The sequence below is a fragment of the Cognatilysobacter terrigena genome (assembly GCF_004361065.1).
Lineage (GTDB): Bacteria > Pseudomonadota > Gammaproteobacteria > Xanthomonadales > Xanthomonadaceae > Cognatilysobacter > Cognatilysobacter terrigena.
The window spans coordinates 12,494-32,702 of sequence record NZ_SELT01000005.1 but is presented as its reverse complement, the minus strand read 5'-3'; the positions used below and the strand labels follow the sequence as shown (position 1 = coordinate 32,702).

At 67.2% G+C, this 20,209-nt stretch carries 17 protein-coding genes and 1 pseudogene; 6 read left to right on the top strand and 12 right to left on the bottom strand.

Going from position 1 to position 20,209, the window contains the following annotated elements; translation table 11 throughout:
* Window positions 1–4: 4 nt before the first annotated feature.
* The 5 genes and pseudogenes from EVS83_RS04935 to purB all read right to left on the bottom strand — a co-directional run bounded on the left by EVS83_RS04935 (window position 5) and on the right by purB (window position 7,390).
* Entirely contained in the window at window positions 5–2,836 is a 2,832-nt protein-coding gene (locus EVS83_RS04935; RefSeq protein WP_133499917.1) for a 2-oxoglutarate dehydrogenase E1 component, read from the bottom strand.
* Window positions 2,837–3,074: 238 nt separating this feature from the next.
* Window positions 3,075–3,971, bottom strand: a complete 897-nt coding sequence (locus tag EVS83_RS04930; protein ID WP_133499916.1) for a GNAT family N-acetyltransferase — start codon at window positions 3,969–3,971, stop codon at window positions 3,075–3,077.
* Window positions 3,971–5,143 (bottom strand): annotated as a pseudogene (locus tag EVS83_RS04925) (ribosomal protein uL16 3-hydroxylase); the annotation flags it as partial. The gene EVS83_RS04930 and the pseudogene EVS83_RS04925, both read right to left, overlap by 1 nt.
* Window positions 5,140–6,012, bottom strand: coding sequence for a subclass B3 metallo-beta-lactamase (gene bla / locus EVS83_RS04920; protein WP_208108689.1), 873 nt, complete (start codon window positions 6,010–6,012; stop codon window positions 5,140–5,142). The pseudogene EVS83_RS04925 and the gene bla, both read right to left, overlap by 4 nt.
* Before the next feature lies 1 nt (window position 6,013).
* Window positions 6,014–7,390, bottom strand: a complete 1,377-nt coding sequence (gene purB / locus EVS83_RS04915; protein WP_133499914.1) for an adenylosuccinate lyase — start codon at window positions 7,388–7,390, stop codon at window positions 6,014–6,016.
* A 107-nt stretch (window positions 7,391–7,497) separates the two neighbouring features.
* Between purB and EVS83_RS04910 the strand changes: the two genes are divergently transcribed.
* Window positions 7,498–8,907 carry a class II fumarate hydratase gene (locus EVS83_RS04910; RefSeq protein ID WP_133499913.1) on the top strand — a complete coding sequence of 470 codons (1,410 nt, stop codon included), beginning with the start codon at window positions 7,498–7,500 and terminating at the stop codon, window positions 8,905–8,907.
* 231 nt (window positions 8,908–9,138) lie between these two features.
* Here EVS83_RS04910 and EVS83_RS04905 read toward each other — a convergent pair whose 3' ends face one another.
* The 5 genes from EVS83_RS04905 to EVS83_RS04885 form a co-directional block, all read right to left on the bottom strand.
* Complete coding sequence (locus tag EVS83_RS04905) at window positions 9,139–9,852, bottom strand: DUF2884 family protein (RefSeq protein WP_166636806.1); 714 nt, start codon at window positions 9,850–9,852, stop codon at window positions 9,139–9,141.
* A gap of 128 nt (window positions 9,853–9,980) precedes the next feature.
* Entirely contained in the window at window positions 9,981–11,006 is a 1,026-nt protein-coding gene (locus EVS83_RS04900; protein ID WP_133500009.1) for a hypothetical protein, read from the bottom strand.
* Window positions 11,007–11,023: 17 nt separating this feature from the next.
* Window positions 11,024–11,911 carry an ABC transporter ATP-binding protein gene (locus EVS83_RS04895; protein WP_133499911.1) on the bottom strand — a complete coding sequence of 296 codons (888 nt, stop codon included), beginning with the start codon at window positions 11,909–11,911 and terminating at the stop codon, window positions 11,024–11,026.
* Window positions 11,908–12,279, bottom strand: coding sequence for a GntR family transcriptional regulator (locus EVS83_RS04890; RefSeq protein ID WP_133499910.1), 372 nt, complete (start codon window positions 12,277–12,279; stop codon window positions 11,908–11,910). The genes EVS83_RS04895 and EVS83_RS04890 overlap by 4 nt, the downstream gene beginning before the upstream one ends.
* Window positions 12,280–12,282: 3 nt before the next feature.
* A complete protein-coding gene (locus EVS83_RS04885) occupies window positions 12,283–12,507 on the bottom strand; it encodes a hypothetical protein (RefSeq protein ID WP_133499909.1) in 225 nt (74 codons plus the stop codon).
* Between the two features lie 179 nt (window positions 12,508–12,686).
* Here EVS83_RS04885 and bamJ point away from each other — a divergent pair, with 179 nt between their 5' ends.
* Genes bamJ through EVS83_RS04860 form a run of 5 tightly spaced genes read left to right on the top strand, consistent with a single transcriptional unit; the run spans window position 12,687 to window position 16,721 of the window.
* Entirely contained in the window at window positions 12,687–13,670 is a 984-nt protein-coding gene (bamJ, locus tag EVS83_RS04880; RefSeq protein WP_133499908.1) for a BamJ family beta-barrel-assembly machinery protein, read from the top strand.
* A 33-nt stretch (window positions 13,671–13,703) separates the two neighbouring features.
* Window positions 13,704–14,498 (top strand): FKBP-type peptidyl-prolyl cis-trans isomerase, encoded by a 795-nt coding sequence (locus EVS83_RS04875; RefSeq protein WP_133499907.1) that lies wholly within the window; start codon window positions 13,704–13,706, stop codon window positions 14,496–14,498.
* Between the two features lie 25 nt (window positions 14,499–14,523).
* Entirely contained in the window at window positions 14,524–15,861 is a 1,338-nt protein-coding gene (locus tag EVS83_RS04870) for a UDP-glucose dehydrogenase family protein (protein WP_133499906.1), read from the top strand.
* Window positions 15,858–16,088 (top strand): SlyX family protein, encoded by a 231-nt coding sequence (locus EVS83_RS04865; protein ID WP_133499905.1) that lies wholly within the window; start codon window positions 15,858–15,860, stop codon window positions 16,086–16,088. Before EVS83_RS04870 ends, EVS83_RS04865 begins: the two co-directional genes overlap by 4 nt.
* Before the next feature lie 9 nt (window positions 16,089–16,097).
* On the top strand, window positions 16,098–16,721 hold the full coding sequence (locus EVS83_RS04860; protein ID WP_133499904.1) for a DUF2058 domain-containing protein: 624 nt from the start codon (window positions 16,098–16,100) through the stop codon (window positions 16,719–16,721).
* A 3-nt stretch (window positions 16,722–16,724) separates the two neighbouring features.
* Here the strand turns inward: EVS83_RS04860 and EVS83_RS04855 are convergent, their stop codons facing one another.
* Window positions 16,725–17,387, bottom strand: a complete 663-nt coding sequence (locus EVS83_RS04855; RefSeq protein WP_133499903.1) for a hypothetical protein — start codon at window positions 17,385–17,387, stop codon at window positions 16,725–16,727.
* Between the two features lie 31 nt (window positions 17,388–17,418).
* Complete coding sequence (gene metH / locus EVS83_RS04850) at window positions 17,419–20,163, bottom strand: methionine synthase (RefSeq protein WP_133499902.1); 2,745 nt, start codon at window positions 20,161–20,163, stop codon at window positions 17,419–17,421.
* Window positions 20,164–20,209: the final 46 nt, after the last annotated feature.

Here is a 20,209-nt window from a genome sequence, read left to right as displayed (position 1 = left end):
GGGATTACTCCTCCGACACCTCGCCATTGAGCGGATTGACCAATGCGTCGGCGATCAGCTGCTGCTGTTCGCGCACGTGGTCGGCGAAGTGGCCGGCGGCCGGCGACGGCGAGCGCGAACGACCCGCGTAGTGGATCGACTGCTTCGCGCCGAGGCAGGCAACGAGGTGATGACGGATCTGGTACCACGCGCCCTGGTTCATGGGCTCTTCCTGGCACCACACCACGTCCTTGGTCGAATACTTCGCGAGTTCGGCCTTCAGCTCGGCGCGCGGGAACGGATAGAGCTGCTCCACGCGGATGAGCGCGACATCGTCGGCGCCGCGCTTCTGCATGTCTTCCAGCAGGTCGTAGTAGACCTTGCCGCCGCAGACGACGACGCGCTTCGCCTTCTTCGGCGTGGTCACGCTGTCCGGGATCAGCTTCTGGAATTCGCCGTTCGCGAGTTCGTCCAGCGTCGACACCGCGAGCTTGTGGCGCAGCAGCGACTTCGGCGTCATCACCACCAGCGGCTTGCGCGTGGTCATGCGCATCTGCCGGCGGATCATGTGGTAGTCCTGCGCCGGCGTCGTCGGCGTGCAGACGATCATGTTGTCGAGCGCGCACAACTGCAGGTAGCGCTCCAGGCGCGCCGAGCTGTGCTCCGGGCCCTGGCCTTCGTAACCATGCGGCAGGTACAGCGCGAGACCGCAGAGGCGGCCCCACTTCGCTTCGCCCGACGACAGGAACTGGTCGATCACCACCTGCGCGCCGTTCGCGAAGTCGCCGAACTGGCCTTCCCAGATGTCGAGCGTCATTGGATCGGCCGTGGAATAGCCGTACTCGAACGCCATCACCGCTTCCTCGCTGAGCAGCGAGTCGATCACGGCGACGTCCGCTGGATTCGGTACCAGCTCTCGCAGCGGCAGGTAGTACTCGTCCGTCTTCTGGTCGTGGAGGATCGCGTGGCGGTGGAAGAACGTGCCGCGGCCACAGTCCTGGCCGACCAGGCGCAACTTGTAGCCTTCGCTCAGCAGCGTGGCGTAGGCGAGGTTCTCCGCGAAGCCCCAGTCGCCCGGCTGCTCGCCAGCGGTCATCTTGCGGCGGTCTTCGTAGATCTTGGCGACGCGCGGATGCAGAGTGATGCGATCCGGCACGCTGTTGATCGACTTCGCGAGCTCGACGAGCTTGGTGCGATCGAACCTCGTGTCCACCGGATCCGACAGCTTGCCGGTGAGGAAGGGCGACCAGTCCGGCGTGAACGCGTCGGGCTTGACCTCGACGACGTCCGCGGTGACTTCGCCCGCATCCATCTTCGCGCGGTAGGCGTCGACCATCGCCTGCGCGTCGGCCTCGGTGATCACGTTCTCGGCGACGAGGCGCTTGGCGTACAGCTCGCGCGGCGTCGCGTGCTTGCGGATCACCTGGTACATCAGCGGCTGCGTCGCCGCCGGCTCGTCGGCCTCGTTGTGGCCGTGGCGGCGGTAGCAGACGAGGTCGATGACGACGTCTTTGTTGAACGTATTGCGGAAATCGAGCGCGAGCTCGCCGCAGAACAGCACGGCATCCGGGTCGTCGCCGTTCACGTGCAGCACCGGCGCGCCGACCATCTTCGAGACGTCGGTGCAGTACAGCGTCGAACGCGCGTCCTGGCGCTCGCTCGTCGTGAAGCCGACCTGGTTGTTGATGACGATGTGCACCGTGCCGCCGACCGCGAAACCGCGGGCCTGCGACATCTGGAACAGCTCCATCACCACGCCCTGGCCGGCGAACGCGGCGTCGCCGTGCATCAGCACCGGCAGCACCTGGCGACGGCCTTCGTCGCCGCGACGCGTCTGGCGCGAACGCGCGCTGCCCGCGACCACCGGATCGACGATCTCGAGGTGCGACGGATTGAACGCGAGCGCAAGGTGCACCGGGCCGCCGGGCGTGGCGACGTCGGCGGAGAAGCCCATGTGGTACTTCACGTCGCCCTGGTGGGCGAGGTCGCTGTGCACGTGTTCGAACTTGCCTTCGAACTCGTTGAACAGGTCCCGCGGCGGCTTGCCGAGCGTGTTGACCAGCACGTTGAGGCGGCCGCGGTGGGCCATGCCCATCACGACTTCCTTGGCGTCCTGCGTGCCGGCGCGACGGACCATGTCGTCGAGCAGCGGGATCAGCGAGTCGCCGCCTTCGAGCGAGAAGCGCTTCTGGCCGACGTACTTGGTGCCGAGGTAGCGCTCCAGGCCGTCTGCGGCGGTGAGGCGTTCGAGAACGCGCTTGCGGTCGTCCTCGCTCCGCGCGTAACGGCCGCCGGCCTTTTCCATGCGCTCGTAGATCCAGCGGCGCTGGTCCGACTCGGCGATGTGCATGAACTCGGCGCCGACGGTGCCGGTGTAGGTGCGCTTGAGCAGGTCGACGAGGTCGCCGAGCTTCATGCGGTCCTTGCCGCCCACGCCGCCGGTGCTGAATTCGACGGACAGGTCCTTCTCGGACAGACCGTGGAAGGCGAGTTCGAGGTCGGGCGCCGGCGGCATCTTCTCGAGGCCGAGCGGGTCGAGATTGGCGGCCAGATGACCACGCGAGCGGTAGGCGATGATCAGCTTGCCGACGGCGCGCTGACGCTCGTCACCGGCTTCGGTGCCGCCGCCCGCCACGAGGCCGCGTGCGGCCTGGCGACCGGCCTCGGCGATCGACTCGAGCACCGCGGAATGCGGCACCTCGTTCGTCGAGCCGCTCTTCACGCCATCGAAGTAGGCCTTCCATTTCGGGTCGACGCTGTCCGGTGCGACCAGGTACTGCTCGTACAGATCCTCGACGTAGGCGGCGTTCGCGCCGAGTTGGGAGGTCTGGGCAAACTGCTTCAGAAGGCTGTCCACGATGGCGGTGGCGTCTGGCTCGGCGGGGAAATTGGGGGTGTCGCGCCGCATATCGCGATCGGGCGCGAAAGACGCGGGATTATAGCCGGACGGGGGCGCATCGCGCCCGAAACGGTGTGGTGAATCGGCCCTTGCGGATGGCTTCCGCATCGAATGGGCGCAGATCGCTGCAGAAGCGCGGACATTCCTGGTGCCACTTGCGAGGCCGGCTGCTCGAGGATTGCGGCGGCGTGGGGCGTCAGATCCCGAGCGCCCGGAGCTCGGTCGCCGGTCGCGCGCGCTCCCACGCGCTGTCGAACACGGTCCGCAGCTGCCGGACGCGGGCGGCGCCATCGAGCTGCGTTTCGCCGTCGACGCGATGGCCCAGCGGGCGGAAGTACCAGCCGCCCGTATCGTTGGCGACGAAGGCGGACGGGTAGGTGAGGTCGACCGGCTCGTCGATCACGCGGATCGAGAAGGCCGACGACAGCCGCTGGGCGATCGCGATCAGCGGCGCATGCGCGCGCTGCGGCGCTTCGACGTCCTGCAGCAGCAGGCGGATCTCCCCGCCGCGCGTCGCTACGCGACGCAGGGCGGTGATGACGTCGGTCTGGTCCAGCAGGCCCGGATCCATCTCGCGGCTGTAGACCACCATGGCGCGACGCGTGTTCGTCGCGATGCCCACGACCGCCGCGATCGCCTGCGCGGCGTTGTCGACCGGCGCCGGCCGGTCGAGCGTGCGATGCATTTCCTGATGGACGATGCCCGCTTCCTCGAACCGCTCGCCGATGGGCAGGAAGCCATCGGCGGCGTAGAAGCGTTCGGCGTCGACCTGCGCGTGCAGCATGACGTCGCTCAGGCCCGACTCGCGCGCGGCGTCGAGCAGTTGCAGCAACATCGCGCGCCCGACGCCGCGTCCGCGCCAGTCGCCCAGCACGGCCATGCGCCCGATCTTGCCGTTCGGCGCGAGACGGCCCGTGCCGATCGGCCGGCCTTCGGCGTCGCGTGCGAGGACGTGCGTGCAGGCCGCGTCGAGCGCGTCGCGTTCGATCTCGACGGGTACGCGCTGTTCCTGCACGAACACCACGTCGCGTATCGCCCGCAGGTCGGGCAGGGCGGTGCCGTAGTCGACGCGTTCGACGCGGAAGTCGCTCATTCCTCTTCGTCTCCAGCCAGCTGATAGTGGCCGCCCGCCGCGAGCTCGGCGACCGCTTCGCGAGCGGCGTCGCCCAGTCGTGCGTAGACGCCGATATCGATTTCCGCCGACGCAGCGACGCGCTTCGCGTCCGCGACTGTCATCGCGAACGACTGCCCGGCGATGAACAGCAGCGCGCCGCGCGTGACCTTGCGCCATGCGATGCGCGAGAACGGATTGCGATGCAGCGTCTGGCCTTCGTTGAGCGCCTGCTCGATCGTCGCGCGGTCGATGACGGTGCCGGGCGCGGCCACGATTCCGCTGCTGCGATACGCCGTGATGAAACGGCCGAACCAGTGGGACAGGCGGTCTGCATCGTTCATGCGCAGCGCGTTCAGCGCCTCGATCGCGCGCGACATCGCGGCGTCGTCGATCTCGAACGTGTCTTTCGCCGGCGCCAGATCGGGATCGGCATAGCGCATCGCCTCGTCCGCATCGGCGGCCAGCGTGTCGACGAAATCGCCGAGCAGTTCGGCCGCAGACGGTGCGCGCATGCCGATCGAAAACGTGAGGCACGGATCTTCCGCCACGCCGTGATGCGGCACGCCGGGCGGGAGATACAGCATGTCGCCCGGTCCGAGCACCCAGTCGTGCGTCGGCGTGAACTCGCGCAGCAGCTTGATCTCAGCGTCGGCGCGGAACGCGAGCGGTGGATTCGCCGACGCGTCGATCTGCCAGCGGCGGTGGCCCTTGGCCTGCAGCAGGAACACGTCGTACTGGTCGACATGCGCACCGACGGAGCCGCCGGTGGCCGCGAAGGAGATCATGACGTCGTCGACGCGCCAGCGCGGCAGGAAGTCGAAGCGCGGCAGGATCGCCGCGACGTCCGCATCCCATTTGTCGACGTCCTGCACGAGCAGTGTCCAGTCGTGGTCCGGCATGCCGGGAAACTCGTCCTCGGCGAACGGTCCGGTGCGCAGCGTGTAGCGGTCGGTGGCGCGGTCGTGTTCGATGATGCGCGACAGCGCGAACTCCTCGCAGGCGAGTCCCGCAAGATCCTCGGCCTCGATCGGCGTGACGAAATCCGGGAACGCGTTGCGGATCAGCAGAGGCTTCTTCTGCCAGAACTCGCGCAGGAAACGCGCCGGCGTCATGCCGAGCGGCGGCTTGCCGCGTGCGTCGATCTCGATCATTTGGCTTTCGCCTCCTTCGCGAGGCGCGCGTCGAGGCGCAGCGTGGCGGACTCGGCGTAAGCGCGGCATGCAGTCGCGTCGATCAGCGGCTTGGACGACTCGGGCGGCAGGCGCGCCCACAGATCGCTTGCGGACGGATGGGGCGTAACCAGTACGTCGCAAGGCAGTTTTGCGACGGCGTCGAGCGTGTTGCGGAATGTCGCGAGGTACGCCGCATCGTCGGAATAGCGGTAGACGTCGTCCGACACCGCGGTGAGGCTGTCGACGTACGCCATGTCGACGCAGCGACCGTTCTCGCATTCGCGCCACGTCCAGCTGCTGCCACCCGGCGTGTGCCCGGGCGTGGCGTGGGCGACAAGGTCGATCGGACCACCGCGGACGTGGCCGCCGTCCTCGATGGGTTCGAGCTTCGCGACCGCCGGAAACGGCTTGAGTGCGAGCAGCTGCGGATCGCTGCGGTCGGCTTTGCCCGTCGACAGCACGGACAGCGCCGCCGCACGTGCATACACGGGCGCGCTCGAGGCCTTCTGCAGCTGTGCCAGCCCGCCCGCGTGGTCGCCATGCGCGTGCGAGCCGACGATCGCGCGGATGTCCTGCACGCGGAAGCCGAGCGTGCGGATGTTCGCTTCCACCTGCGACGCGGCGTCCTCGGTCCCGGCATCGATGAGGACATGGCCGGCCTTCGACGTCACGAGCAGTGCGCTGATGCCGCAGGTGCCGACGTACCACGTGTTGCCGTACACGTGGCGCGGCACGGCGCGATCGTTCCAGCCGGCGTCGTCTGCACAGCGGTTCGGTTTCGCCTTTGTCGCCGCGCTCGCGGGCGCCATGACGAAGGCCAGGAGCAGCGCGACGGCGAGGACGCGCACGTCAGACGTTCCGGGCGAGTTCGGCGGCGCGGCCGATGTAGCTCGCGGGCGTCATGTCGACGAGGCGCTGCTTGGCGTCGGCCGGGAGGTCGAGACCGGCAATGAACTCGCGCATCGCCTGCTCGCTGATGCCGTGGCCGCGCGTGAGCGCCTTGAGCTGTTCGTACGGCTGCGGCAGGCCGTAGCGGCGCATCACGGTCTGCACGGCTTCGGCGAGGACTTCCCACGCGGCGTCGAGGTCGGCCGCGAGGCGCTCCGGATTCACGCTGAGCTTGCCGAGCCCGCGCATCAGCGCGTCGAAACCGATCAGCGAATGGCCGAACGCGGTGCCGAGCGCGCGCAGCACGGTGGAGTCGGTGAGATCGCGCTGCCAGCGGCTGATCGGCAGCTTCGCCGCGAAATGTTCGAACAACGCGTTCGCGATACCGAAGTTGCCTTCCGCGTTCTCGAAGTCGATCGGGTTGACCTTGTGCGGCATCGTCGAGCTGCCGACTTCACCGGCCTTCATCGCCTGCTTGAAGTAGCCGAGCGAGATGTAGCCCCAGGCGTCGCGGCAGAGGTCGACGCAGATCGTGCCGATGCGCTTCATCGAATCGCTGATCTCGGCGACGCCATCGTGCGGCTCGATCTGCGTGGTGTAGGGCTGCCAGGTCAGGCCCAGCGACCGCACGAAACGCTGCGAGAACGCAGCCCAGTCGACGTCCGGATAGGAGGCGATGTGCGCGTTGTAGTTGCCGACGGCGCCGTTGATCTTGCCCGGCATCGGCAGCGCTTCGAGCACCTCGCGTTGGCGCTCCAGGCGCGCGACCACGTTCGCAATTTCCTTGCCGACCGTCGTGGGCGACGCGGTCTGACCATGCGTGCGCGACAGCATCGGCAGTTCCGCGTGCTGATGCGCCATGTCGCGCAGCTTCGCGATCAGCTCGCGCAGGCGGGGCGCCATCACGTCGTCGCGCGCCTCGCGCAGCATCAGTGCGTAACTGAGGTTGTTGATGTCCTCGGACGTGCAGGCGAAGTGCACGAACTCCAGCGCGGGGGCGAGTTCGGCGTCGTCCTTGAGTTTTTCCTTGATGAGGTACTCGACCGCCTTGACGTCGTGGTTGGTCGTGCGCTCGATCTCCTTGACGCGCGCGGCGTCCGCGACCGTGAGGCCGTCGGCGAAGGCACGCAGGCGTTCGGCGGCCGGGGCGGGGAACGTCGGCAGCTCGACGATCCCGGGCTCGGCCGCGAGCGCGATCAGCCATTCGATCTCGACCTTCACCCGCGCCTTGATCAGCCCGAATTCCGAGAACACCGGCCGCAGCGCGTCGACCTTGCCTGCATAGCGGCCATCGAGCGGCGAGAGGGCGAGGAGCGTGGTTTCGACGGACGAGGACATGGCGGGCCGGGCGGGGAGGGAACGGCGATTTTACCCGTCGCGGCCGCCAGGCCCGACGCGCGTTGACGCCGCGCGTCGTACGCTCGCCGCTTCGACAGGAGACGACGATGGCCCGGAACGACGAGAACGTCCGCATCGAGCACGACAGCATGGGCGAGCTGCAGGTCCCGGCCGATGCGCTCTGGGGCGCGCAGACGCAGCGGGCGGTCGACAACTTCCCGATCTCCGGACGCCCCATGCCGCGCGGTTTCATCGAGGCGTTGGGGCTGATCAAGGCGTCCGCCGCGGAGGTCAATGGCCGGCTGAAGCTGCTCGATCCGGCCGTGGCCAAGGCGATCGCGTCGGCCGCCGAACGCGTCGCCGACGGCGAGTTCAATGCGCACTTCCCGATCGACGTGTTCCAGACCGGCTCCGGCACGTCGAGCAACATGAATGCGAACGAGGTCATCGCGCACGTGGCGTCGAACACGCGCCGTCGCGTGCATCCGAACGACCACGTCAATCTCGGACAGAGCTCGAACGACGTCATCCCGACCGCGATCCGCGTCTCGGCGGCCGTCGCCTGCACACGCGATCTGCTGCCGGCCATCAAGCAGCTGCAGACGACGATCGCGAAGAAAGGCCGCTCGCTCGGCAAGGTCACGAAGACCGGCCGTACGCACCTGATGGACGCCATGCCGGTGACGTTCGCACAGGAGTTCGGCGCGTGGGCGTCGCAGCTCGATTCGGCGCGCATGCGCATCGAGGACGCGCTGGTGCGGCTGCGCCGCCTGCCGATTGGTGGCACGGCGGTCGGCACGGGAATCAACGCGCATCCGCGCTTCGGCGATCAGGTGTCGAAGGCGCTGGCGAAACGCACCGGTGTGAAGTTCGAGGCCGCCGCGGATCGCTTCGAAGGCATCGCATCGCAGGACGACGCGGTCGAACTGTCGGGTCAGCTCAATACGCTGGCCGTGGCGCTCATGAAGATCGCGAACGACCTGCGTTGGATGAATTCCGGACCGCTGGCGGGGCTCGGCGAGATCGAACTGCCGGCGTTGCAGCCGGGCAGCTCGATCATGCCCGGCAAGGTGAATCCGGTGATTCCCGAAGCGACGGCGATGGTCTGCGCACAGGTGATGGGCCACCACGTGGCGATCACCGTCGCCGGCCAGAGCGGCAACTTCCAGCTCAATGTCATGCTGCCGCTGATCGCGTACGACCTGCTCGATTCGATCGCGTTGCTGTCCAACGTGTCGCGCCTGCTCGCGGACCGCACCATCGCAGGCCTGAAGGTGCGCAACGAGCGCGTGCGCGAGGCGCTGGATCGCAATCCGATCCTCGTGACCGCACTGAATCCGGTCATCGGTTACGAGAAGGCCGCTGCGATCGCCAAGCAGGCGTACAAGGATGGGCGCCCGGTGCTGGATGTCGCGGTCGAGGCGACGGGCATGTCGCGCGAGCAGTTGCGCCGACTCCTCGACCCTGCGTCATTGACGCAAGGCGGGATTCGCGAGGGGATGTCGGGCGGCGGGTGAGGGAACGTGTTGCCTCAGCAATGGCACCTGACGACGCGAGAGCTTGGTTCGGCCAAGTCGCACAGCGTGGTCACGCTGCATCGCCCGGCAACCCGCGCGGCCACCAGAGCCGTTGCCGACTCACCCGACTAGCTCGTCGCGGCCACTTCCTCGCGCGAAACTTTTCAGCCCCGAAAACAACACCGCGCCGTCAATGACGGCGCGTTGAGGTATCCAAGCGATCGTTGAGGATCAGGCCGGCTTCGCGGCCGCATTGGCTGCGGTTTCCGCCTCGTTCCCCGAATCGCCCTTCGAACCGGCATCCGTGTCGGAGTCCGACTCGTCATCCGAATTGATGTCGGCGTGGCACTTGTCCTGCTCGGTCGACTTCATCTTCGCGAACGGTGCGAATTCCGGAATCGCGGCGGCGAGACGCTGCTGCGATGCGTACATCGCCGGCAGCTTGTCGCAGAGGGCGGCGGCCGCCTTCTTCATGCCCTGCGCCTGCGCTTCCACACGATCATGGATGCGGTCGGTGTCACCACTGAAGATGCCGGTGATCGCCTCGGTCACGGCACGGCCGGCCATGCGGGCGCCTTCCTTGCCGATATCCATGCCAGCGCCGGCGATCTCGAGGATGTGGGCGCGGTGCTCGAGCAGCAAGCGACGCTGCTCGGCGTTCACCGTGATCGTCTTGCCGTCGATGATCAGGTCGCCCTGCGGCGTGATCTCCGCATGGCGACCGTTCTCGGTGAGCTTGACGTTCTCCTTCTCGAGCTTGACGCGTGCCTGGTCCATCGCACGGTCCACCGAATCGCCGACGCCGTCGCCGATGCCGTCGCCGATGCCGTCGCCGACGCCGGTGGTCGAGGTCGACTTCGTCGCGGGCTGCGGGTTCTGCTGCTGGCAGGCGGTGAGGCTGGCGACGAGCGCGGTGGCGAGGAGGGCGCTGTGGAGAGTCTTCATGACGGGGTCCTCGGGAGACATGCGGGTTGGAAAATGAGGCGGGTGGCGGGAGTTTCGTCGCCCGGCCCGGCGCAGTGCGCCGGGCGTTCGAGCGGCCCACGCGGCAGTGCCGCGTGAGCGGGCCGCTCTCACCCCTCATCCCTCCACCGGCGGAGGCGGATGGAGGCCACGATCATCGCCAGGCCTGCAACGATGCCCACCCACATCGACGGTGTGGCAAACAGCGAGTAGAGCGAGCGGACGGAGGCCAGGCCAGCGATGTCTTCAGGGCCGTGCACCTGCATCGTGTCCAGGTTCGCCGCCGCGCCGAGCATGGTCGGGAACGTGCTGCCCAGCAGGCGCAGGAAGATGTGCTGCCAGTACCACGCGGTGTCCAGGTTGAACATGTGCAGCAGATCGAACCAGCTGACGAAGATGCCCACGAAGACCGGCACGACCAGCGCCCAGAGGAACGGCTTGCTGCGCGCCCAGGCCGAGCAGAGCATCAGCCAGCCCACGGTCGGCATCGCCCAAGCCGCGTAGACCGGGATGCCGGCGACGAACGTCGCGGCGACCGACAGCGGACTCGCAGGACCCCACAGCAGCGTGCTCGGGTTGCCACCGTGGATCAGCACGAACAGGCTGAGCATCACCATCAGGACGAGCATCGTCGCGATGCCGGCGAGGGCGGCAAGGCCCGGCGCGACCAGCGTGGCACTGGCGAGCTTGGACAGCACCGTCTGCGAATCAGACAGCGGCATCGACTTCCAGAACAGCACGCTGCGGTCGCGGCGATCGTCGTACAGCGAGCCGAGCGCGTAGAAGAAGACGACGAACCCCAGCACGATGAAGGGGATGCCGGCCGACATCAGCAACGTGAGGTCGATGGCGCCGCCGAACTGGCGGAGATCCTCGGCGCTGAGATGCTGCGTCAGCTTCGAGAGATCCAGCGCGCCGACCTGCACGTGTGCGCCGTTGATGTCGATGTCCTGACCCGCGGCGCGGCTCTTGGCGACCTCGGCCGTGATCATGCCCATCAGCGACAGCAGCAGGAACACGCCGCCGGCAATGAAGGGCGCCCAGAAGAACCCGCCCTTGTGCTCCCAGAACTCGCGCTTGAGCAGCAGCTTGAACTTGTGCGTGGCATGCGGCGCGGCGACTTTCGCGCGCGGCATCGTGTCGGTCATGGCGTTCATGCGTAGGTCCCCTTCATCGTGGCGACGAACAGGTCGGCCAGGCCGGGCGTGCGGGTTTCCCCGAACGTGGCGAGCTGGGCTTCCGGAACGCCGTCGAACAGCATCACGGTCTTGCCGAACGGAAGTGCACGTTCATCGATCGGCTTCAGTGCGCGGGCGGCGTCGAGATGCGCACCGTCGACCAGCACTTCGGTGTAGCGCTCGCCGAGCGTGTCCATGGCGGCGTCGAGCGTGATCTTGCCGTCGCGGATGAACAGCACGTCGGTGAGGATGTGCTCGATCTCTTCGACCTGGTGGGTGGTGACGATGATCGTCTTCTCCTCGTCGAAGTAGTCCTCCAGCAGGCGCTGGTAGAACTGCTTGCGGTAGAGGATGTCGAGGCCGAGCGTCGGTTCGTCGAGCACCAGCAGCTTGGCGTCGATGGCCATGACCAGTGCGAGATGCAGCTGCACGATCATGCCCTTCGACATCTCGCGAACCTTGAGGTTCGGCTTGAGCTGCGTGCCGGCGAGGAAACGCTCGCACTTGGCCATGTCGAAGCGCGGATGCACGCCGGCGACGAACTCGATCGCTTCCTTGACGCGGATCCAGCGCGGCAGCACGGCGACGTCGGCGATGAAGCAGACGTCCTGCATCAGGTCGTCGCGCTGCGTGCAGGGGTTGCGGCCGAGCACGCTGAGTTCGCCGTCGAACGGGATCAGGCCGAGCATCGCCTTGAGGGCGGTGGTCTTGCCGGCGCCGTTCGGACCGATCAGGCCGACGATGCGGCCCGCCGGGATCTCGAACGTCGCGCCGTCGAGGGCCAGCTTGTTCTTGTAGCCCTTGCGGAGGTTGCGGGCACGCACCACCGGGGCAGGAGAGGACGGAGCAACCTGGGCGTTCATTGCGTGCCTTCCTTACGGCCGGCGGCCATGAGTTCCTCGAGCTTCAGCCCGAGGCGAGCAATGCGTTCCATCACCTGGGGCCATTCCTCATTGAGGAAACGGTCGCGTTCGTTGACCAGCAGCTTCCTCGCGGCTTCTTCGGTGACGTACATGCCCAGTCCTCGGCGTTTTTCGACCAGAGATTCGTCGGCGAGCTCCTGGTAGGCCCGCGACACGGTGATGGGGTTGAGCTGGTACTCCGCGGCGACCTGGCGCACGGAGGGCAGCGGATCGCCCGGCTTGAGAAGTCCGTCGAGCATCATCGCGATGACTCGCTCCTTCAGCTGGCGGTAGATGGGAGCGCCGTCGCTCCATTGGATGGCGGCCATGGATCAGCCCCTCGGCAGGAAGGAGAAATAGGGCATCGCCAGCGCGTGGCGGATGCGGTTGGTGTGGCTGATCTTGTGGGGAACGCTGACCGCGGCGGCGACAGCCGGGGCAGTCACCGCTTGGGCGGCGGGCGCGAACGGCATCGACGCGGCGGCGAATGCGCCGGTCGCGCACAGGGCCGCCGTGACCACGAGCGCGTTCAGGCTAGTACGGAGCCTGCGGTACATGGCAAACCTCCTCGTTGGTAGACCGGTGTTGTAGGCAACTATAACACCGATTCGGCCAGCGTCAACAACCCCATGCCCAACTGATGGCATACGGCCGCTCTCCGATTTGCCCGGTTCAGGACGGGCCGTGACAATACGGCCCCTCGCGCCGATCCGGCGCCCGCACCTGGAGTCGTGCAATGAACCTGTTCGCACGCGGCCTCGCCGCGCTGCTCGCCTCGACCGCCACCGTCGCGTTCGCGGCTCCTCCAGCGCCGAAGGCCTCGGCCAAGCCCGCTCCGGCCGCTGCGGCGTCGACGTCGACCATCAGCGCGCAGTCGCTGGTCACCCCGCGCCAGAAGGCGAGCTATGTCGTTGCGTTCGATCTGTCGCAGATGCTCAAGCCGATCGCGCCGGACTTCGACATCAACGCGTTCCGCGCGGGCGTCGAGGAACTCAACGCCGGCAAGATCCCGCAGGTCGATCGCGAGAAGGCTGCCAAGCTCAACCAGGCGCTGATGCAGCGCATCGCCGCGCGTCGCGGCCAGCCGACGCAGGGCCCGGTGCCGGAAGTGTCGAAGGTCGAAGTGTCGCGCCTCGTCGCCGCCGACCTCGGCCCGTCGCTGACGTCGATCAAGAACGAAGTCGATTTCCCGCTGGTGTTCCAGGCGCTTGCCGGTCTTCTCGCCGGTCAGGAGCCGGTGCTCGACGAAGCCACGCGCAATGCCGTGCGCACCGAGTTCACCACGGCGATGAAGCAGAAGATCGAAGCCAAGCGCGCGGCGCAGGCCGGCACCAACAAGGAAGCGGGCGAGAAATTCCTCATCGAGAACAAGACGAAGAAGGGCGTGTTCACGACGCCGTCCGGCCTGCAGTACATGGTGCTGCGCCAGGGTTCGGGCGCGCGTCCGAAGACGACCGACCGCGTCCGTGTGAACTACGAAGGCAAGCTGCTCGACGGCACCGTGTTCGACAGCTCGTACAAGAACGGCCAGCCGGTGGAGTTCATGCTCAACCAGGTGATTCCGGGCTGGACCGAAGGCCTGTCGATGATGCCGGTCGGCGCGAAGTACCGTTTCTGGATTCCGTCGCAGTTGGCGTACGGTGAGAAGGGTGCGGGCGAGCAGATCGGTCCGAACTCCGCACTCACTTTCGATGTCGAACTGCTCTCGATCTCGCCCTGACCGCGGCTCGCGCCGCTTCCAAGAGGATTCCGAATGAACGTTTCTCCGATGCGCCTCGTGGCGCTGGGCACGCTGTCCGTCGCGCTGCTCACCGCTGTCGGCTGCAACAAGGACGCCAACGCGCCGAAGGCCGACACCGCCGCGGCCAACAGCAAGGACCCGAACGCCATTCCCGGTCTGAAGGACGAAAAGGCGCGCGTGAGCTACATGATCGGTCTCGACATGGGCAACACGCTCAAGCAGGTGAAGGACGAAATCGATCTTCCGACGCTCGAGAAGGGCCTGAAGGCGGCGCTTGACGGCAGCAAGCCGCTGATGAACGAGCAGCAGGCGCAGCAGGTGCGTGAAGCGTTCGCGCAGAAGCTGCAGGCCAAGCGCATCGCCGATCAGATGCAGGCGGCCAGCAAGAACGCGAAGGAAGGCCAGGCCTTCTTCGCGAAGAACGCGAAGGCGCCCGGCGTGCAGACCACCGCGAGCGGCCTGCAGTACCAGGTGCTGACGCAGGGCACCGGCCCGAAGCCGAAGGCCGACGACCAGGTGACCGTGAACTACACCGGCAAGCTGCTCGACGGCACCAAGTTCGACAGCTCGGAAGACCACGGTGGCGCCGCGACGCTCCCGCTGCAGCAGGTCGTGCCGGGCTGGCGCGAAGGCATCCAGCTGATGCCGGTCGGCAGCAAGTACCGTCTGTGGATTCCGGCGTCGCAGGGCTACGGCGAAACCGGTACGCCGGGTGGCCCGATCCCGCCGAACGCGACGCTGGTGTTCGACGTCGAGCTCGTCGGCATCGCGAATGCGAACGGCGCCGGCACGTCGCCCGCGCATTGATCGCTAGCGCGGAACGGAGCGCCTGATGCGCGTCACCATCTTCGGTACCGGCTACGTCGGTCTCGTCACCGGCACCTGCCTTGCGGATGTCGGCCACGACGTCGTCTGCGTCGACATCGATGCGGGCAAGGTCGCCGCGCTGCAACGCGGCGAGATCCCGATCTTCGAGCCGGGCCTGGCACCGATGGTGCGTGCGAACCACGCCGCGGGCCGCCTGCAGTTCACCACCGACGCCGCGGACGCCATCGTCCGCGGCGAAGTGATCTTCATCGCCGTCGGCACGCCGCCGGGTGAGGACGGCAGTGCGGATCTCCAATACGTGCTCGCCGTTGCGCGCACGATCGGCCAGCACCTGGATCGCCCCGGCATCATCGTCAACAAGTCGACGGTGCCGGTCGGCACCGCCGACAAGGTGCACAAGGCGATTGCCGGTGAACTGAAGGCACGTGGCGTCGACATCGAATTCGGCGTCGCGTCGAATCCGGAGTTCCTCAAGGAAGGCGACGCGGTCAACGACTTCATGCGTCCGGATCGCATCGTCATCGGTGCGAGCGATACGCACGTCATCGATCGCCTGAAGCGCCTGTATGCGCCGTTCAATCGCAACCACGAACGCATCGTCGTCATGGACGTGCGCTCGGCCGAGCTGACGAAGTACGCCGCGAACGCGATGCTCGCCACCAAGATTTCGTTCATGAACGAAATGGCGAACATCGCGGAGCGCGTCGGCGCGGACATCGAAGCGGTGCGACAGGGCATCGGTTCCGATCCGCGCATCGGCTGGCACTTCATCTATCCGGGCGCCGGCTACGGCGGCTCGTGTTTCCCGAAGGACGTGCAGGCGCTCGCGCGCACGGCGCATGGCGTCGGCTACGAAGCCGAACTGCTGCACGCCGTCGAAGCGGTCAACCAGCGCCAGAAGCAGCATCTGTTCGAGCTGATCGAGCGTCACTACGGCGGCAACGTCGCCGGTAAGACGTTCGCGGTGTGGGGCCTCGCGTTCAAGCCGAATACCGACGACATGCGCGAGGCGTCGAGCCTCGTGTTGCTGCAGCAGCTCTGGGACGCCGGCGCGACGGTTCGCGCCTACGACCCCGAAGCGCGCGAGGAAACGCGCCGCATCGTCGGCGATCGCGAGGATTTCGTCCTGTGTGACAGTGCGAATGCAGCGCTTGCCGGCGCGGATGCGCTCGTCGTCGTCACCGAGTGGAAACAGTTCCGCAGCCCCGACTTCAGCCGCCTGCGCGCCGGTCTTGCCGACGCCGTGCTGTTCGATGGCCGCAACCTCTACCACCCGGACGAAGTCGAAGCCGCGGGCCTCGCGTACTACGGCATCGGTCGCGGGCGCTCGGTCATCGCATGAGTGAATCGACGCTCGACGACCGTCTCGTCGAACTGGAAACGCGGCTCGCCTTCCAGGAACACTCGCTGGTCGAACTGAGCGATGCGCTCGCCGACCTGCGCGCCGAAAACGCGCGCCTGGTGATGATGCTGCAGCGCGCGCTCGACGAACTGCGCCAGATCCGCGCCGGCCTCGCGTCGGACCTCACGGGCGATCCGAGCCTCGAACCGCCGCCCCCGCACTACTGATCGACCGTCATGAGCGACAGCCTTCGCGACCAGCTCCTCGGCCTTGGCTTCAAGCCGGCCCCCAAGCCCGAAAAGCGCAACGACCGGCCGGCGAACAAGCCGGGCGCGCCGCGTCGCGACGATCGTCGACCGGCGGGGAAGGGCGGTCGCCCCGATGCCCGCAAGCCGGAGCATCGCGGCAACGCGCCGCGCAAGCCGCGTTCGCAGGAAGAAATCGATCTCGGCAAGGCCTACGCGCTGCGTGCGCAGAAGGAGAAGGACGAGCGCATCGCCGCGGAAGCCGCGCGCCAGGAAGAGGCGCGCAAGCGCCGCGAGGCGCGCGTCAAGCTCGCCGAATTCCTGAAGGACAAGTCGCTCAACGACAAGGACGCCGACATCGCGCGTCACTTCCCGTACGGCGGCAAGATCAAGCGCATCTACGTCAATGCCGAGCAGCTCCGCGCGTTGAACGCGGGCGAGCTCGGCGTGGTGCAGCTGGACGGTCGCTATGTGCTCGTGACGGCCGAGGTTCTCGCGCAGGCCGAAGCGATCTTCGAGCAGTCGGTCGCGTTGAAGATCGATCCGAATGCGCCGGCCGGCGACGACCCGTACAGCGATCCGCAGTACCAGGTGCCCGACGACCTCGTCTGGTAACGATCAGTCGACGCCGAGCGCGTCGGCCAACTCGTGCGTCACGCGCCGCATCTTCGACACGCCGAGATCGCGGACGATGCGATGCGCCTTGTGCGGCAGCGGCGACTGCGCGAGATCGTGCGGCGTGACGTTCTTCCCGGTCACCTGCGGAAGAAGTTCGATGCCCGCCGCGGCGTAGCAGTGCTGCACCAGCGCCGAGCAGTACAGCGCGCCTTCGCGCGCCAGCAGGTTGTCGCGGCGACGCAAGCGCGTGCTGTGCATGCCGAGCAGGGTGCCGACGAGTTCGCGTAGCGAGTAGTGCGCGAGGCCCGAGACGACGTCGAGCGCGGCCGTCTGGCAGGCGGCGATCTGCGCGGCGTCAAGGCCGAAATCGAGTACCGCCACGTTCGGAAACGCCTCGACGTCGAAATAGCGATCGAGCCGGTTTTCCTGCGCGCCGAGACGCACCTGGCGATAGCGCACGTCGAGGTCCGATTCGATGACCCACCAGCGTCCGTCGATGCGACGCTCGGTGAACAGGAAGGCATGCGACCACAGGCTTCGATGGCCGTCCTCGGTCAGCGGCGCCTGCGCCTTGCGGATCAGGCGGCTGATCGCATCGCGCCCGCCGCACAGGCCGATACGGCCGGGACCGGCGTGCTCAAGAAGGAACTGGGCGTTGTCCATGCGGATCGGAAAGTCGGGCGCCCCCGCGCCGTCATTCCGGATCGTAGTCCAGATTCGACGCCAGCCAGCGTTCGGCCCGCACGACGTCGACGCCCTTGCGGCGCGCGTAGTCGGTGACCTGCTCCTTCGACACGCGCCCGACCACGAAGTACTGGCTCTTCGGGTGGCTGAAGTAGTAACCCGACACGGACGACGCCGGGTACATCGCGAAGCTTTCGGTGAGGTCGACGTTCGCGTTCGTCGGCGCGTCGAGAAGACGGAACAGCGTCGACTTCTCGCTGTGCTCCGGACAGGCCGGATAGCCGGGCGCCGGGCGGATGCCGACGTAGCGCTCGGCGATCAGCGCATCGTTGTCGAGCGTTTCATCCGCGGCGTAACCCCAGAACTCGCGGCGCACGCGCTGGTGCAGGCGTTCGGCAAGCGCTTCGGCAAGGCGGTCCGCCAGCGCCTTCAGCAGGATCGCGTTGTAGTCGTCGTGCTGGGCTTCGAAGCGCGCGACATGCTCTTCGATACCGAGGCCAGCGGTCACGGCGAACGCGCCGATCCAGTCCTCGCGGCCGCTGCCCTGTGGCGCGATGAAGTCGGCGAGGCAGAAGTCGGGGCGATCGGCCGGCTTGTCCACCTGCTGACGGAGGAAGTGCAGGCGAACGGTCGAGTCGGCGACGTCGGCCGCTGGCGCGACATGACGCGGGCCGTCGACGGCCGCTGTGCCCGCAACGAGACGCACGTCGACGTCGTCGCCGACTGCGTTCGCCGGCCAGATGCCGAACACGGCTTTCGCACGCAGCCAGCGCTCGTTGACGATGCGATCGAGCATCGCGCGCGCATCGCGATAGAGCTCGCGCGCCTGCACGCCGACGATCGCGTCGTCGAGGATCTCGGGGTAGCGGCCCGCCAGTTCCCACGTGTTGAAGAACGGCGTCCAGTCGATGTACTCGACAAGCTCGGCGAGCGGGTAGTCGTCGAACAGGTGCAGGCCCGTGATGCGCGGGGCGGCTGGCACATGCGTCGCCCACTCGCCGTCGAAGCGCTGCCCGCGGGCCTTTTCGAGCGAGACCAGCCGCTTGCCGTCGCCGCGGTTGCGATGACGCTGCCGGATCTCCGCGTAATCCGCCTCGTTGGCCGCAACGAACGGCGCGCGGAGGTCCATCGAAATCAGCGACTGCGCGACGCCGACGGCGCGCGAGGCGTCCTTCACCCAGACGGTCGGCGCCTTGTAGTGCGGATCGATCTTCAGCGCGGTGTGCGCACGGGACGTGGTCGCGCCGCCGATCAACAGCGGCATCTCCAGGCCTTGGCGCTGCATTTCGCGAGCGACGTGGCTCATTTCCTCGAGCGACGGCGTGATCAGGCCCGACAGGCCGACCAGATCCGCGTTCTCGGCCTTCGCGCGATCGAGGATCACCTGCGCCGGCACCATCACGCCGAGGTCGATCACTTCGAAGTTGTTGCAGGCGAGCACCACGCCGACGATGTTCTTGCCGATGTCGTGGACGTCGCCCTTGACCGTCGCGAGCACGATCTTGCCGTTCGAGCGGCCGGTGTCGCCCGTGCGCAGCTTCTCGGCTTCGATATACGGCAGCAGGTAAGCCACGGCCTTCTTCATCACGCGCGCCGACTTCACCACCTGCGGCAGGAACATCTTGCCCGCGCCGAACAGGTCGCCGACGACATTCATGCCGTCCATCAGCGGGCCTTCGATCACATCGAGTGGGCGCGTCGACTGCGCGCGCGCTTCCTCGACGTCCCCGTCGATGAAGCCATCGATGCCGTGCACCAGCGCATGCGTCAGGCGTTCGCGCACGGGCTTCTCGCGCCAGGCGAGATCCTCGGTCTTCTTCTCGCCCTTCTTGCCCTTGTAGCGATCCGCGATCTCGAGGAGCCGCTCCGTCGCGTCCTTGCGTCGATTGAGCACGACATCCTCGACGCGCTCACGCAGATCCGGATCGAGGTCGTCGTACAGGGGCAGGGCGCCCGCGTTGACGATGCCCATGTCCATGCCCGCGCGGATCGCGTGGTACAGGAACACGACATGGATCGCTTGGCGCACCGGCTCGTTGCCACGGAAGGAGAACGAGACGTTCGAGACGCCGCCGGAGATGTGGCTGTACGGGAAGCGCCGCTTGATCTCGCGTGTGGCTTCGATGAACGCGACCGCGTAGTCGTCGTGCTCCTCGATGCCGGTGGCGATCGCGAACACGTTGGGGTCGAAGATGATGTCTTCCGGCGGAAAACCGATTTCGCTGGTCAGAAGCTCGTAGGCGCGCGAGCAGATGTCGACCTTGCGCTGGATGGTATCGGCCTGGCCCTGCTCGTCGAACGCCATGACGACCACCGCCGCACCGTAGCGCCGAACGAGTTCGGCCTGGCGAAGGAACTCCGCTTCGCCTTCCTTCATCGAGATCGAGTTGACGATGCCCTTGCCCTGCAGGCATTTCAGGCCGGCCTCGATCACCGAGAACTTCGAGCTGTCCACCATCACCGGCACGCGGGCGATGTCGGGCTCCGCGGCGATCAGGTTGAGGAAGGTGACCATGGCCAGCTCAGAGTCGAGCAGGCCTTCGTCCATGTTGACGTCGATGACCTGCGCGCCGTTGTCCACCTGCTGGCGCGCGACGGCGACGGCCTCGTCATAGCGCCCCTCGAGGATCAGCTTCTTGAACTGCGCGGAACCGGTGACGTTGGTGCGCTCGCCGACGTTGACGAAGTTCGTCTGCGGCGTGACGACGAGCGGCTCGAGGCCGGCGAGGCGGGTATGGCGGAAGAGTTCGGTCATCGGTCTGCAATGCGGGCGACGCCCGGCGGGCATCGCGTGAATCAGG

What these genes read in the sequence shown, in the direction of transcription:
- EVS83_RS04930 (WP_133499916.1), bottom strand. Translation starts at nt 3,971, where the DNA reads ATGAGCGACTTCCGCGTCGAACGCGTCGACTACGGCACCGCCCTGCCC.
- purB (WP_133499914.1), bottom strand. Translation starts at nt 7,390, where the DNA reads ATGTCCTCGTCCGTCGAAACCACGCTCCTCGCCCTCTCGCCGCTCGAT.
- EVS83_RS04910 (WP_133499913.1), top strand. Translation starts at nt 7,498, where the DNA reads ATGGCCCGGAACGACGAGAACGTCCGCATCGAGCACGACAGCATGGGC.
- EVS83_RS04905 (WP_166636806.1), bottom strand. Translation starts at nt 9,852, where the DNA reads ATGAAGACTCTCCACAGCGCCCTCCTCGCCACCGCGCTCGTCGCCAGC.
- EVS83_RS04900 (WP_133500009.1), bottom strand. Translation starts at nt 11,006, where the DNA reads ATGCCGCGCGCGAAAGTCGCCGCGCCGCATGCCACGCACAAGTTCAAG.
- EVS83_RS04895 (WP_133499911.1), bottom strand. Translation starts at nt 11,911, where the DNA reads ATGAACGCCCAGGTTGCTCCGTCCTCTCCTGCCCCGGTGGTGCGTGCC.
- EVS83_RS04890 (WP_133499910.1), bottom strand. Translation starts at nt 12,279, where the DNA reads ATGGCCGCCATCCAATGGAGCGACGGCGCTCCCATCTACCGCCAGCTG.
- EVS83_RS04885 (WP_133499909.1), bottom strand. Translation starts at nt 12,507, where the DNA reads ATGTACCGCAGGCTCCGTACTAGCCTGAACGCGCTCGTGGTCACGGCG.
- bamJ (WP_133499908.1), top strand. Translation starts at nt 12,687, where the DNA reads ATGAACCTGTTCGCACGCGGCCTCGCCGCGCTGCTCGCCTCGACCGCC.
- EVS83_RS04875 (WP_133499907.1), top strand. Translation starts at nt 13,704, where the DNA reads ATGAACGTTTCTCCGATGCGCCTCGTGGCGCTGGGCACGCTGTCCGTC.
- EVS83_RS04870 (WP_133499906.1), top strand. Translation starts at nt 14,524, where the DNA reads ATGCGCGTCACCATCTTCGGTACCGGCTACGTCGGTCTCGTCACCGGC.
- EVS83_RS04865 (WP_133499905.1), top strand. Translation starts at nt 15,858, where the DNA reads ATGAGTGAATCGACGCTCGACGACCGTCTCGTCGAACTGGAAACGCGG.
- EVS83_RS04860 (WP_133499904.1), top strand. Translation starts at nt 16,098, where the DNA reads ATGAGCGACAGCCTTCGCGACCAGCTCCTCGGCCTTGGCTTCAAGCCG.
- EVS83_RS04855 (WP_133499903.1), bottom strand. Translation starts at nt 17,387, where the DNA reads ATGGACAACGCCCAGTTCCTTCTTGAGCACGCCGGTCCCGGCCGTATC.
- metH (WP_133499902.1), bottom strand. Translation starts at nt 20,163, where the DNA reads ATGACCGAACTCTTCCGCCATACCCGCCTCGCCGGCCTCGAGCCGCTC.